The sequence below is a fragment of the Pseudomonas sp. MYb60 genome, assembly GCF_002979555.1.
Lineage (GTDB): Bacteria > Pseudomonadota > Gammaproteobacteria > Pseudomonadales > Pseudomonadaceae > Aquipseudomonas.
Genome location: NZ_PCOZ01000007.1, coordinates 78,539 through 92,729, shown reverse-complemented (window position 1 = coordinate 92,729; position 14,191 = coordinate 78,539). Strand labels below are relative to the sequence as shown.

8 protein-coding genes and 1 other RNA gene are annotated in these 14,191 nt (G+C 61.8%); 2 read left to right on the top strand and 7 right to left on the bottom strand.

Annotated elements, in window-relative coordinates:
- Positions 1 to 31 precede the first annotated feature (31 nt).
- The 7 genes from CQ041_RS13770 to CQ041_RS13740 all read right to left on the bottom strand — a co-directional run bounded on the left by CQ041_RS13770 (position 32) and on the right by CQ041_RS13740 (position 9,839).
- Complete coding sequence (locus CQ041_RS13770; protein ID WP_105523013.1) at positions 32 to 451, bottom strand: hypothetical protein; 420 nt, start codon at positions 449 to 451, stop codon at positions 32 to 34.
- Between the two features lie 128 nt (positions 452 to 579).
- Positions 580 to 676, bottom strand: an RNA gene (ffs, locus tag CQ041_RS13765) — signal recognition particle sRNA small type.
- 237 nt (positions 677 to 913) lie between these two features.
- Positions 914 to 2,080, bottom strand: coding sequence for a putative zinc-binding metallopeptidase (locus tag CQ041_RS13760; RefSeq protein ID WP_105523012.1), 1,167 nt, complete (start codon positions 2,078 to 2,080; stop codon positions 914 to 916).
- Between the two features lie 66 nt (positions 2,081 to 2,146).
- Entirely contained in the window at positions 2,147 to 4,504 is a 2,358-nt protein-coding gene (ligA, locus tag CQ041_RS13755; RefSeq protein WP_105523011.1) for an NAD-dependent DNA ligase LigA, read from the bottom strand.
- Between the two features lie 64 nt (positions 4,505 to 4,568).
- Positions 4,569 to 5,429, bottom strand: a complete 861-nt coding sequence (gene zipA, locus CQ041_RS13750) for a cell division protein ZipA (protein ID WP_105523010.1) — start codon at positions 5,427 to 5,429, stop codon at positions 4,569 to 4,571.
- 259 nt (positions 5,430 to 5,688) lie between these two features.
- A complete protein-coding gene (gene smc, locus CQ041_RS13745; protein ID WP_105523009.1) occupies positions 5,689 to 9,177 on the bottom strand; it encodes a chromosome segregation protein SMC in 3,489 nt (1,162 codons plus the stop codon).
- Positions 9,178 to 9,179: 2 nt separating this feature from the next.
- Positions 9,180 to 9,839 (bottom strand): GntR family transcriptional regulator, encoded by a 660-nt coding sequence (locus CQ041_RS13740; protein ID WP_105523008.1) that lies wholly within the window; start codon positions 9,837 to 9,839, stop codon positions 9,180 to 9,182.
- A gap of 280 nt (positions 9,840 to 10,119) precedes the next feature.
- Here CQ041_RS13740 and xdhA point away from each other — a divergent pair, with 280 nt between their 5' ends.
- Together xdhA and xdhB are read left to right on the top strand one after the other, a co-directional pair.
- Positions 10,120 to 11,568: a xanthine dehydrogenase small subunit gene (xdhA, locus tag CQ041_RS13735; RefSeq protein WP_105523007.1), complete on the top strand. Its 1,449-nt coding sequence runs from the start codon at positions 10,120 to 10,122 to the stop codon at positions 11,566 to 11,568.
- The gene (xdhB, locus tag CQ041_RS13730; RefSeq protein WP_105523006.1) at positions 11,561 to 13,960 is read left to right on the top strand and encodes a xanthine dehydrogenase molybdopterin binding subunit; all 2,400 of its coding nucleotides are present in this window, start codon (positions 11,561 to 11,563) and stop codon (positions 13,958 to 13,960) included. Before xdhA ends, xdhB begins: the two co-directional genes overlap by 8 nt.
- Positions 13,961 to 14,191: the final 231 nt, after the last annotated feature.

Genomic DNA, 14,191 nt, shown 5'->3' with positions numbered 1-14,191 from the left:
CGCAGCCAGGGGTTGGCCGGGGTCGTTGGCGTCAGGCGTCGCCATGGACACCCACTTCAAAGCGATATTCACCCAATGAACCCGACATGCCGCCGGGGTAGCGGCGTGGCTCAGCCGAGCTTGCCGCTGCGTTGATTTGCTGCTGAAGCTCGAAGACCGCCATGTCGAACAGACGGCGCAAGTCATCGATGCTCTGCGCGGCCACCTGCAGCTGCAGTGCGTACGCGCCGGTCAGCGCGGCCGGCGTCGGTTCGACAGGCGCGGCCGGGGCCTGGGCGCGGATCATTTCTGCCTGGCTGAGGATTTCTGCGTGCTCGTCGTCCATCAGGTCCAGCACCCTCGCCAACTCCAGGGTCTGTTCCGGGTGCGATTGAATGCGGTCCTTGATCTCCAGGCGGCGCATTTGCCACTCCCGCAGCTTTTCGCGAGTGAGGTCGTCGACTTTTTCCACGTGTACTGTCTCCGAATGCCAGGCACTGGAGTATGCCGCCATGGACTGCCCGATGGCAGATGGCTTGAAAGCATTTTTTGAATTGATTTTGAGAAGAGGTGTTGCAAGGAATAGCGTTATGGAGGCAACCCCACCAGCCACACCCCGGCACACAATGTTCCCGCTGTGGCTGCTGCCTTCCGGCTCTGACCAGGTTCACGGGTAATCGTTGCGGGGGGACCGATGGGGTCACCATAACGACGCCTGCCTCTCGGCAAGCGGGGCCATTGTACCGATCTCATCGGAAGTTACAACCGTTGGGGCCGGATAAAAAATATGAAGGGGCTCAAGCACTTGTCCGCGCCTGTGGGAGCGCCATAGAACCCTGTGGGAGACGCGCTTGCCCGCGATGCCGGCAACTCGGTCTGCCTGAGCTATCGAGGTGATGCCATCGCAGGCAAGTCAGTTCCCACCCAAGGCGGATTACTGCGCCTGTACCACCTCATCCGCCCTGCCGCCCTCCTCCTGAATGACCAGGTGGACGAAGTGCAGTTTGGCAATCACCGCCGGGGGCAGTACGAAGGGGTAGAAATCCGGCTGGCCCATACTGCGTGACAGCTCGTTGAGCATGCCGGCCAGCTCGATCCAGGCGTTGACGAATGACAGAAACGCCGGGCCGCCGGGGTGTTCGGGATCGTAGAGCGTGGTAAGGGGGAACGGCTGGTAGTCCAGGTCCATCTCGCGGGCGCTCATGCCGAAGCCCAGGGCGGTGTCGACGGCGTCCATCATGTGCAGGTAATGGGCCCAGGTCTCGGCCCAGTCTTCCCAAGGGTGCATGGTGGCGTAGGCGCTGACGCAGGTTTGCTGCCAATCGGGGCGCGGGCCGTTCTGGTAGTGCTGGTCGAGGGCGTCGGCGTAGCTGGCGCGTTCGTCGCCGAACAGGCCGCGAAACGGTTCGATCCAGTGGGTATATGTGACCAGGCGATCCCAGTAGTAATGGCCGACCTCGTGGCGAAAGTGGCCGAGCAAGGTGCGATAGGGTTCACGCATCTGTACGCGGACTTTCTCGCGGTGGGCGTCGTCGGCTTCCTTGATGTCGAGGGTGATCAGGCCGTTGGCGTGACCGGTCATGGGGGCGTTGCCTTCCAGGTCGATGCCGACGAAATCGAAGGCCAGCCCGGTGTCCTCGTCGACCGTCTTGGGCACCACTTGCAGGCCGAGGCTGATGAGTTGCGCCACCAGGCGGCGCTTGGCGGTTTCCACCTTGCGCCAGCGTTCGTGGTTTTCTGCAATCGACAGGTCGGGGATGGTGCGGTTGAGGCTGCACGCCACGCACAGCGGCGCGGTGCTGTGGGCTGGGATCAGCCAGTTGCAGGCAGCCGGGGTGTCGAGGTTGGCACAGCGACGGAAAGCGCCGGCGTCGAGGTTGCCGTCTTGCAGCCAGGTGCCTTCGACGGGGCCGGGTTGCAGGGAAGCAAGTCGACTTTGTTGGGGTTGATAGCCCAACAGCGCCTGGCAGGCCAGGCATTGGCTGTTGCGAAAAAACAGCGACTGGCCGCAACGGCACTGCCATACCTTGCTGTTACGCGAGGTTTCGGCCATGAACGGTGCGGCGATACGCGAACTGAGTTGCTCGAAATAACGGAACATGGCGATCTCTCCCTGGGGTGACTGAGACTAGATCATTTCCCATGAGAGATCGTTCAACGCAACCGCCTACACGGTGATGTTGTGCTTGGCCAGGAAGGCGATGAAGGCTTGTTCATCCAACACTTCAAGGCCCAGTTCGCTGGCTTTAGCCAGCTTGGAGCCCGCGCCAGGCCCAGCCACTACGCAGTGAGTCTTCGCCGAAACGGAGCCCGCCACTTTGGCACCGAGGCTCTCGAGCTTGTCCTTGGCCACATCGCGGCTCATCAGTTCCAGAGAGCCGGTGAGTACCCAGGTGTGGCCGGCTTCGGGCAAGCCTTCGACGACCTTCTTCTCGCTCTCCCAATGCATGCCGAAATCCTTGAGCTGCTGCTCGATGGCCAAGGCACGGCTGGCGTTGTCGGCATTGTCGAAAAACTCGCGCACGGCCTTGGCCTGCTTCTCGGGCAGCGCCTGGCGCATGTCCAGCCAATCGGCCTTGATCACGCCGTCCAGGCTGGCGAACTTGTCCGCCAGTTTCTGCGCCGCGCCGGGGCCGACACTCGGCACGTGCAGCTTGTCGAGCAAACCGCCCAGGGTGGCGCTGGCGGCGAACTCGGCACTCAGCTCGCCCTGATCCTGCAACTGCAGGCCGCATTCGTCCGGCGACAACAGCGCGCCAATCACCTGCTGGTTATGGCTGTCCTCGAAGAAGCTGTGAATCTCGTGCGCCACTTCCAGGCCCACGTCCGGCAGGTACGTGAGCACTTCCGGCAAGGCTTTTTGCACGCGCTCAAGGGAGGCCAGCGAGCGTGCCAGTACCTTGGCGGTCTCCTCGCCCACATCGGGAATGCCAAGGGCGTAGATGAAGCGTGCCAGGGTCGGCGTCTTGCTGTTTTCGATGGCGGCGATCAGCTTCTTGCTGGAGATATCGGCAAAGCCTTCCAGGTCGATGATCTGCTCGTACTTGAGTTTGTAGAGGTCGGCTGGCGAGCCGATGAGCTTCTCGTCCACCAGTTGCTCGATGGTCTTGTCACCCAAACCGTCGATGTCCATGGCACGGCGCGAGACGAAATGGATGATCGCCTGCTTGAGCTGCGCACCGCAGGCCAGGCGCCCGACGCAACGGTACACGGCGCCTTCGCTGACGGTCTCCTTGCCCTTGCTGCGCTTGACCAGCTGGGTGCGCTCTACATGGGAGCCGCACACCGGACAGCTCTCGGGAATCGGCACCGCACGAGCGTCTTCCGGTCGGCGCTCAAGCACCACCGAGACGACCTGCGGAATCACATCCCCAGCGCGGCGGATGATCACCGTGTCGCCGATCATCACGCCCAGGCGTGCCACTTCGTCCATGTTATGCAAGGTGGCGTTGGACACGGTCACACCCGCGACCTTGACCGGCTTCAGGCGTGCCACCGGGGTGACGGCGCCGGTGCGGCCGACCTGGAACTCCACGTCGAGCAGTTCGGTCAGTTCTTCCAGGGCCGGGAATTTATGCGCAATGGCCCAGCGCGGCTCGCGGGCGCGGAAGCCCAGTTCGCGTTGATAGGCAATGCTGTTGACCTTGAACACCACGCCATCGATTTCGTACGGCAGGCTGTTGCGCCGCTCGCCGATATCACGGTAGTAGTCCAGGCAATCCTGGATACCCTTGGCCAACTTCAGCTCGTGGCTGATGGGCATGCCCCACTTCTGCAGCTGTTGCAGGTTGCCGATGTGGGTGTCGCTGATATCGGTGGTCACGCCGTAGCAGCAGAATTCCAGCGGGCGGCTGGCGGTGATCTTCGAGTCCAACTGGCGCAGGCTGCCGGCGGCGGCGTTGCGCGGATTGGCAAAGGTCTTGCCGCCGACTTCCAGCTGCGAGGCGTTCAAGCGCTCGAAACCGGCCTTGGACATGAACACTTCGCCGCGCACTTCGAGCGTCGCCGGCCAGCCGCTGCCTTGCAGCTTCAGCGGGATATTGCGCACGGTGCGCACGTTGACGCTGATGTCTTCGCCGGTAGTCCCGTCGCCACGGGTGGCGCCGCGTACCAGTTCGCCGTCCTGATACAAGAGGCTGACCGCCAGGCCGTCGAGCTTGGGTTCGCAGCTGTATTCCACTTCTGCGCCACCGCCAAACAGATCGCCCGCCGGCAGGTCGAGGCCTTCGGTCACGCGGCGATCAAACTCGAGCATGGTGGTTTCATCGAACGCGTTGCCGAGGCTGAGCATCGGAATCGCGTGCTTGACCTGGGTAAACGCCGACAACGCCGCACTGCCGACCCGCTGCGTCGGCGAATCCCGCGTCACCAGGTCCGGATGCTCGGCCTCCAGAGCCTTGAGCTCGTGGAACAACCGGTCGTACTCGGCGTCCGGAATGCTCGGCTCGTCGAGGACGTGGTAACGGTAGTTGTGCTGATCCAGTTCAGCGCGCAGTTCGAGGATGCGGGTGTGGGCGGCGGTCATGGGTGTTCTCTCATAAAGCAAAAGAGCAGCCGAAGCTGCTCAAATGTTGGTGCGCTTATTCTACTTAGCGTTTCTGTGTCAGGGCGCGACGCTCGAACTCGACGATGCGCTGACGGTAGTGTTCGATGGTCTGAGCGGTCAGGACACTGCGTTGGTCGTCCTTCAGTTCGCCATTGAGCTCCTGGGACAACTTGCGGGCTGCGGCCACCATCACGTCGAACGCTTGTTTGGGGTGACGCGGGCCTGGCAGGCCGAGGAAGAAGCTCACCGCCGGGGTGCTGAACAGGTCGATATCGTCCAGGTCGAAGGTGCCGGGCTTGACCGCGTTGGCCATGGAGAACAGCACTTCGCCATTGCCGGCCATGCTTTCGTGACGGTGGAAAATGTCCATCTCGCCAAACCGCAGGCCGCTTTCCAGAATATTTTGCAACAATGCCGGGCCTTTAAAACCGGCGGCGTCGCGGCAGATCACGCTGATCACCAGCACTTCTTCCGCTGCGGGCTGATCGGCAACCGACTGGCGCGGTGCATTCTTGCCGACGTTTTCATCCGGGAAATCATCGTCACGGCTGCTGAAGCTCGGGCCATCGTCGACGTCGAGGTTGAGGTCGCCCTGGTGCGGCTCGGCCACGGCGGCGGCACGCTTGCCACGCTTGGACGAAGGCTCACGGGCTTCACGCAGGGGGGCGCTCATCGACGGCAGATCGTGCTCGTCCAACTGAGGTTCTTTGTGGGTGTCCAGCACACGGGGAGGCCCCAACAGCTCGGCGCTGCCGTCGTCGTCGGGCAAGTTGGACAGGTTGCGGTCCAGACGGAACTTGAGCTTGCCCTTGCCGCCGCGCATCCGGCGCCAGCCATCAAAAAGAATACCGGCAATGACAATAATGCCGATGACGATCAGCCACTCGCGCAGACCGATTTCCATGTAATCCCGTGCCTCTAATAAAAAATGCTGAAAAATAAGGGGTTTAGCACTGTGCAAACCGCTTTAAAACGTGGCGCCAACTCTATGTTCTGACTGACGTTTTGCCCACGCACACGAAAATTTGACATTAAACTAGCACGACCAAAGATAACTTTACACCGTCTGTCAAAATGCCTTGAACAAATATGTCCATTTGCCATGTTTGCCGACCGGGTAAATCACCTTACGTCCTGCCGAGAATTCTCTTTCCAAGGCCCGATCAGGATTCCACCATCGCCATCGCTTCTTCCACGTCCACCGCTACCAGTCGCGAACAACCCGGCTCATGCATCGTCACACCCATCAGCTGATCGGCCATTTCCATGGCGATCTTGTTGTGGGTGATGTAGATGAACTGCACCGTCTGGGACATCTCCTTGACCAGTCGGGCGTATCGTCCAACGTTAGCGTCATCCAGCGGGGCGTCAACTTCGTCGAGCATGCAGAACGGTGCCGGGTTCAATTTGAAGATGGCAAATACCAAGGCCAATGCGGTCAGCGCTTTTTCGCCACCGGACAACAAATGGATGGTGCTGTTCTTCTTGCCCGGAGGCCGCGCCATGATCGTTACCCCTGTATCGAGTAGATCTTCGCCCGTCAGTTCCAAGTAAGCGCTGCCACCACCGAAAACTTTCGGGAATAACGCCTGTAATCCGCCATTAATCTGATCAAAGGTATCTTTGAAGCGGTTGCGGGTTTCCTTGTCGATCTTGCGGATCACGTTTTCCAGGGTGTCCAGGGCTTCGACCAAGTCGGCATCCTGAGCATCCAGGTACCGTTTACGCTCGGACTGCTGCTGGTATTCGTCGATGGCCGCGAGGTTGATCGCGCCAAGGCGTTGGATACGTGCAGCAATGCGCTCGAGTTCTTCTTCGGCGTCTTTTTCGTTGGCCTGGGCGGTCAGGGTACTGAGCACGCCATGCAAGTCGTAGCCGTCTTCCAGCAATTGATCCTGCAGGGTCTTGCGGCGCACGGTCAGGGCTTGCCATTCCATGCGTTGTTGTTCGAGCTGGCTGCGGATCAATTGGGACTGCTGCTCGGCCTGGGTCCGGCGTTTTTCCGCATCGCGCAATTCGCGGTCGGCGTCTTCCAGGGCGATCTGTGCGGTCTTGAGTTCTTCGTCGACGGTCATGCGCTTGTCGAGCAATTCTTCGAGCTTGAGGCGAAGCTCTTCCAGCGGCGCTTCGCCCTCCTCCAGGTTGAGGCTCAATTGCTCGCGCTTTTCAGTCAGGCGCTCGGACTGCATCTCCAGGCGCTCAAGGGCCTGGGCGGTGGACGCGTGCTGGGCCTTGAGCGAACCCAGGCGCACGGCCAGCTGGTGGGCGTGATCCTTGTGCTGTCGGGCTTCTTGGCGCACGCGGTCGAGGCGTTCGCGCAAGCTGTCGCGTTGGGCCAGCAGCAATTCACGCTGCTCGGTGTCGAGGGCCATGCTGTCGAGGGCTTCCTGCAAGTGCAGGCGCGCTTCGCCGATCTGTTCATGCTCCAGGGCCCGCTGCTCGCCCATCTCGGCAACTTCTTCGTCAAGGCGAGTGCGGCGCAGGCTCAGTTGCTCGACCTTGGCCTTGCTCGCCGAGAGCTGGGCTTTCAGTTCGCCTTGCTGGCGCGCTTCGTCCTGCAACAACCGGCGCAAGTGTTCGCGGCCGGTCTCTTGCTGGCGCTGGGTGGCGCGCAGGGTTTGCAGTTCGGTTTCCAGGCGTTCCAAGGTGGCTTCGCGCTCTTCACGCTCGGCGCTCAGGTTGACGATTTCCTGGCCACGGGCCAATACGCCGCTTTCCGCTTCACTGGCGCGACGAACCCGCAGGAAGTGCCGCCCGACCCAGTAGCCATCACGGCTGATCAGGCTTTCACCGGCGCCGAGCAGGCCGCGCTGGGCCAAGGCCTGCTCAAGGGATTCAACCGGTTTGACCTGGCCCAGCCAGGGCGACAGATCAATCGCCGCCTCTACTTTATCCAGCAGACTGCCCGGCACCCGCAGGCCGTCGGCGGCCGGACTGAGCAAACGCAAATCGCCCTGGGCAAACCCGGCCAGGTCCAAGCCGCCAAAATCATCGACCAATACGGCTTGCAGGTCGGCGCCTAAAACGGTCTCTACCGCCAACTCCCAGCCTGCCTCCACTTTCAGGCCTTCGGCCAGTCGCGGGCGTTCGGCCAGATGCTGATCACGCAGCCATTCAGCGGTGCCGGTGCCCGGATCCAACGCGGCTTGTTGCAAAGCCTCCAAAGATGCGAGACGACCGTTGAGCCGCTGCAAATCACCCTGAGCCTGTTGCTGCGCCTGGGTCGCCTGTTGCAGCTGCTGACGCAATTGTTCCAGGCGCTCCACTTGTTGTTCTTCGCTGGCCTCCAGCTCTTCCAGGGTCATTTCGCTCTCGGCCAGTTGCTCGCTGAGTTCCATGATCGCCGCGTCTTCCGGATCGGCGGCCAGCAACGCACGCTCCTCCTGCATCCGGCGCTGGCGCTCGGCCAGGCGCTCCATGCTGGTTTCCAGTTGCTGGATGCGCGATTGCTGCACCTCCGCCTGACGACGCGGTTCGGCGGATTGCAGGTTGAACGTGTCCCACTGCTCCTGCCAGCCGTGCATGGTGGTTTCGGATTCTTCGAGGGCGGCGGCGGCCTCTTCGGCAGCGGCGCTGGTGATTTCCTGCTCGGGGGTGAGCATGTCCAGCTCTTCGCCGAGGGTCAGCAGCAAGGTGCGGTCGTGGCCCAGGTGGGATTCAGTCTCCAGGCGCGCGCGTTCGGCTTCTTTCAAATCATCCTGCAACTGGCGCAAGCGCTGCTGGCCGTGCTGGATGCTCTGCTCGACACGGGCAATGTCGCCCCCCACCGAGTAGAAGCGACCCTGCACCAGATTGAAGCGTTCGGACAGGTCATGGTGCCCGTCGCGCAGGCGCTCGATACTGGCGTCGGCATTGCGCTGCTCGGCCACCAGGGCTTCGAAACTGATCTCCTGAGTGCCGATGATCGCTTCGCGCTGGCCGACCTGCTCGTTCAGCGCCTGCCAGCGCAGGGCCGACAGTTGGGCCTTGAGCTGGCGTTCTTCGCCCTTGTATTCCTGATACTTCTCGGCCGCCTGGGCCTGGCGGTGCAGGCGCTCCAACTGGCGCTCCAGCTCTTCGCGCAGGTCAGTCAGGCGGGCGAGGTTTTCGTGGGTGCGGCGGATGCGGTTTTCGGTCTCGCGGCGGCGTTCCTTGTACTTGGAGATGCCGGCCGCTTCCTCGATGAAGTTACGCAGGTCTTCAGGCTTGGCTTCGATCAGCTTGGAGATCATGCCCTGCTCGATGATCGAGTAGCTGCGCGGGCCCAGGCCGGTGCCGAGGAAGATATCGGTGATGTCCCGACGCCGGCACTTGGTGCCGTTGAGGAAGTAGCTGTTCTGGCTGTCGCGCGTGACTTTGCGGCGAATGGAAATTTCCGCGTAGGCCGCGTACTCGCCGATCAAGGTGCCATCGGAGTTGTCGAACACCAGCTCGATGCTGGCCTGGCTCACCGGCTTGCGGCTGGTGGAGCCGTTGAAGATGACGTCGGTCATCGACTCGCCGCGCAGGTTTTTGGCCGAGCTCTCGCCCATCACCCAACGGACGGCGTCGATGATGTTCGACTTGCCGCAACCATTGGGCCCGACCACCGCCGCCATGTTACTGGGGAAGTTCACCGTGGTCGGGTCGACGAAGGATTTGAACCCCGCCAACTTGATGCACTTGAGCCGCACGTTTAGGCGTCCGCCAACGCAGCGATGACCAGCGAGCAGCTGCGCTCGCCATAGGCCGACAGCACCTGGCGAATTTGCGGCAGGTCACGGGCAAGCACGGCGGCAAGCAACTGCTCGAACAGCGCCAGGTACTCACTCATGGACGCCTTGCGCTGGTCCAGGGCCAGGTAATACGCGCGGTTCATCGCCGGCTGCAGGTTTTCGACGGTCTCTTGCAAATAGGGGTTGTTGGCGAAGGGGTACGCGGCGCGCATCACATTGAAGCTTTCTTCGACGAAGGCGCGGATGTCCTGACGCTCGAAATTGCTCACCAGGCGCTGCTGGATCTGCACGAACGGCGCCATGTCGGCCTGGGTCTGCCAGCCCTGCGCAACCGCATTGCCAAGCAGGATGTACAGCTCGCCCATCAGGGTGCACAGGCTCTGCACCTTGTGCGCGGTGAGTTCGGTGACGTGGGCGCCCCGGCGCGGCAGGATCGCGATCAGGTGGCGGCGTTCAAGGATCAACAAGGCTTCGCGCACGGAACCACGGCTGACATTGAGCGCCAGCGTGACCTTTTGCTCCTGGATCCGCTCCCCAGGCTTGAGTTCGCCACGGATGATGCGTTCGGCGAGGTGGTGAGCGATTTGCTCGGCGAGACTGTCCGGCGCCTTGAACGTCATGTTTTCCCTTCAAAATCTTCTATCGATACAAGCGCGGCAGTGTAGCGCATTGGCCCGCTGATGGCGCTACGCCCACCGTGGCGAATTTGGCACGGAATAAGCAGCGATTGAAGTGCACAAGCCCGCAAAAACGCCAGTCTCGGAAGACTGGACCATAATTGAAAGTGTTGCGACCACACTTTCTTGACCTTCTGGTCAGAAAATCGTTGACCGAAAAGTCAGACATGACTAGATTCGGCGCAAAGCGGTTAACAACAATAATGAATCTGCGAGGCCTTCCGTGATCCAGTTTTTACTCAACCAGGAACTCCGTAGCGAGCACGCCCTGGACCCCAACCTCACCGTGCTCAACTACCTGCGTGAGCATTTGGGCAAATCCGGTACCAAGGAAGGCTGCGCCAGCGGCGATTGCGGTGCGTGCACCGTGGTGGTTGGCGAGCTGCACAGCGATGAGCAGGGCGTCGAGCAGATTCGTTACCGCAGCCTCAATTCGTGCCTGACCTTTGTGTCGTCATTGCACGGCAAACAATTGATCAGTGTCGAAGACCTCAAGCACCAGGGCCACCTGCACAGCGTGCAGAAAGCCATGGTCGAGTGCCACGGTTCCCAGTGCGGTTTCTGCACCCCCGGGTTTGTGATGTCGCTGTTCGCCCTGCAAAAGAACAGCGACGCGCCCGACAGCCAGAAAGCCCACGAAGCCCTGGCCGGCAATCTGTGCCGCTGCACCGGTTATCGTCCGATCCTCACCGCCGCCGAGCAGGCCTGCTGCAACAAACCCCAGGATCAATTCGACAGCCGTGAAGCCCAGACCATCGCGCGCCTCAAGGCCATCGCACCGACCCAGACCGGCGAGCTCAACAGCGGCGACAAACGCTGCCTGGTGCCGCTCACCGTCGCCGACCTGGCCGACCTCTACGACGCCTACCCCCAAGCGCGGCTGCTGGCCGGCGGCACTGACCTCGCGCTGGAAGTCACCCAGTTCCACCGCACGCTGCCGGTGATGATCTACGTGGGCAACATCGCCGAGATGAAGCGCATCGACGACTTCGACGACCGCCTGGAAATCGGCGCCGCCACCGCCCTCTCCGACTGCTACACCGCGCTGCACACTGAATACCCGGATTTCGGCGACCTGCTGCACCGCTTCGCCTCCCTGCAGATCCGCAACCAGGGCACCTTGGGCGGCAACATCGGCAACGCCTCGCCCATTGGTGATTCGCCGCCGCTGCTGATCGCCCTCGGCGCGCAGATCGTGCTGTGCAAGGGCGAAACCCGGCGCACCCTGGCGCTGGAAGATTATTTCATCGACTACCGCGTCACCGCGCGCCAGGACAGCGAATTCATCGAAAAAATCATCGTACCCAAGGGCCACGCACTGTTCCGCGCGTACAAGGTGTCCAAGCGCCTCGACGATGATATTTCCGCGGTCTGCGCCGCGTTCAACCTCACGCTCGACAACGGTGTGGTCCGCGAAGCCCGCGTGGCCTTCGGCGGCATGGCCGCTACGCCAAAACGCGCGCAACACTGTGAGACCGTGCTGATCGGCGCCACCTGGAATGCCGCCACCGTCGAGAAGGCCTGCGCCGCCCTGGCGGAGGATTTCACCCCGCTGTCGGACTTCCGTGCCAGCAAGGAATACCGCCTGCTCAGCGCCCAGAACCTGCTGCGCAAATACTTCATCGAGCTGCAGACGCCGCACATCGAGACTCGGGTGACCGCTTATGTCTAACCATCACGCCGTCGTTAAAACCCAGGCCGAACTCGCCGACCTGTTCGCCCAGGACCTCACCTCCGGTGTGGGCCGCAGCGTCAAGCATGACAGCGCTGCCAAGCACGTCAGCGGCGAAGCGCAGTACATCGATGACCGCCTGGAATTCCCCAACCAGTTGCACCTGTATGCGCGCATGTCCGACCGCGCCCACGCCCGGATAATCAGCATCGACACCGCGCCATGCTACGCCTTCGAAGGCGTGCGCATCGCCATCACCCACGAAGACGTGCCGGGTCTGAAGGACATTGGCCCGTTAATGCCCGGCGACCCGTTGCTGGCCATCGACACGGTGCAGTTCGTTGGCCAAGTCGTGCTGGCAGTGGCAGCGCGGGATCTGGATACCGCGCGCAAGGCGGCGATGGCGGCGGTGATTGAATACGAAGACCTCGAGCCCGTTCTGGACGTGGTCGAAGCCTTCCGCAAAAAACACTTCGTGCTCGACAGTCACACTCACCAGCGCGGTGATTCGGCAACTGCGCTGGCGTCGGCGAAAAACCGCATCCAGGGCACCTTGCACATCGGCGGCCAGGAACACTTTTACCTGGAGACGCAAATCTCCTCGGTGATGCCCACCGAAGACGGCGGCATGATCGTCTACTGCTCCACCCAGAACCCCACTGAGGTGCAGAAACTGGTGGCCGAAGTGCTGGACGTGTCGATGAACAAAATCGTCGTCGACATGCGTCGCATGGGCGGTGGTTTCGGCGGCAAGGAAACCCAGGCCGCCAGCCCGGCGTGCCTGTGCGCGGTGGTCGCGCGCCTTACCGGCCAGCCGACCAAGATGCGCCTGCCGCGCGTCGAAGACATGTTGATGACCGGCAAGCGCCACCCCTTCTATATCGAATACGACGTGGGCTTTGACGACAGTGGCCGCCTGCACGGGATCAACCTGGAATTGGCGGGGAACTGTGGTTGCTCACCGGACTTGTCGAACTCGATCGTCGACCGTGCGATGTTCCACGCTGACAACTCGTACTACCTGGGCGATGCCACGGTCAACGGCCATCGCTGCAAGACCAACACCGCGTCCAACACCGCTTACCGCGGCTTCGGCGGCCCGCAAGGCATGGTCGCCATCGAGGAAGTGATGGACGCCATCGCCCGCCACCTGGCCCTCGACCCGCTGGCGGTGCGCAAGGCCAACTACTACGGCAAGACCGAGCGCAACGTCACCCACTACTACCAGACCGTCGAGCACAACATGCTCGAAGAGATGACCGCCGAGCTGGAGGCCAGCAGCCAATACGCCGAGCGCCGCGAAGCGATCCGCCTGTACAACGCCCACAGCCCGATCCTGAAGAAAGGCCTGGCGCTGACCCCGGTGAAGTTCGGCATTTCGTTCACCGCGAGTTTCCTCAACCAGGCCGGTGCGCTGATCCACATCTACACCGACGGCAGCATCCACCTCAACCACGGTGGCACCGAGATGGGCCAGGGCCTGAACACCAAGGTCGCGCAGGTGGTGGCCGAGGTGTTCCAGGTGGACATCGACCGCGTGCAGATCACCGCCACCAACACCGACAAGGTCCCCAACACCTCGCCCACCGCTGCCTCCAGCGGTGCGGACTTGAACGGCAAGGCCGCGCAGAATGCGGCCGAAACCATCAAGCAGCGCCTGGTGGAATTCGCCGCGCGCAAGTACGACGTGAGTGAAGCGGACGTGGAATTCCACAACGGCCATGTGCGCGTGCGCGATCAGATCCTGACGTTCGAGGCGTTGATCCAGCAGGCGTATTTTGCCCAGGTTTCGCTTTCCAGCACGGGCTTCTACAAGACCCCGAAAATCTTCTACGACCGCAGCCAGTCCCGAGGTCGGCCGTTCTACTACTTCGCCTTCGGTGCGGCCTGCTGTGAGGTGATCGTCGACACCCTCACCGGCGAATACAAGATGCTGCGCACCGACATCCTCCACGACGTGGGTGCCTCGCTGAACCCGGCCATCGATATCGGCCAGGTGGAAGGCGGGTTTATCCAAGGCATGGGCTGGCTGACCATGGAAGAGTTGGTGTGGAACAACAAGGGCAAGCTGATGACCAACGGCCCGGCCAGCTACAAGATTCCGGCGGTGGCAGACATGCCACTGGACCTGCGGGTGAAGCTGGTGGAAAACCGCAAGAACCCGGAGGACACGGTGTTCCATTCCAAGGCCGTGGGTGAGCCGCCGTTCATGCTCGGGATTGCGTCGTGGTGCGCGATCAAGGATGCGGTGGCAAGCCTGGGTGATTATCGCCATCAACCCCACATTGACGCGCCGGCGACGCCGGAGCGGGTGTTGTGGGGGTGTGAGCAGATGCGGCAGTTGACGGCGGCTTCGCCCGTGGAAACTGAAACCGAGATGGCTCCGCTTTAGACCGAGGCGCTGCCATCGGGGGCAAGCCCCCTCCCACACTGGATGGGTTCACATATTTCTATCTGTGAATACATTCAAATGTGGGAAACCGAGATGGCTTCGCTTTAGACCGAGGCGCTGCCATCGGGGGCAAGCCCCCTGCCACACTGGATTGGGTTCACATATTTCTATCTGTGAATACATTCAAATGTGGGAAACCGAGATGGCTTCGCTTTAGACCGAGGCGCTGCC

What these genes read in the sequence shown, in the direction of transcription:
- CQ041_RS13760 (WP_105523012.1), bottom strand. Translation starts at nt 2,080, where the DNA reads ATGTTCCGTTATTTCGAGCAACTCAGTTCGCGTATCGCCGCACCGTTC.
- ligA (WP_105523011.1), bottom strand. Translation starts at nt 4,504, where the DNA reads ATGACCGCCGCCCACACCCGCATCCTCGAACTGCGCGCTGAACTGGAT.
- zipA (WP_105523010.1), bottom strand. Translation starts at nt 5,429, where the DNA reads ATGGAAATCGGTCTGCGCGAGTGGCTGATCGTCATCGGCATTATTGTC.
- CQ041_RS13740 (WP_105523008.1), bottom strand. Translation starts at nt 9,839, where the DNA reads ATGACGTTCAAGGCGCCGGACAGTCTCGCCGAGCAAATCGCTCACCAC.
- xdhB (WP_105523006.1), top strand. Translation starts at nt 11,561, where the DNA reads ATGTCTAACCATCACGCCGTCGTTAAAACCCAGGCCGAACTCGCCGAC.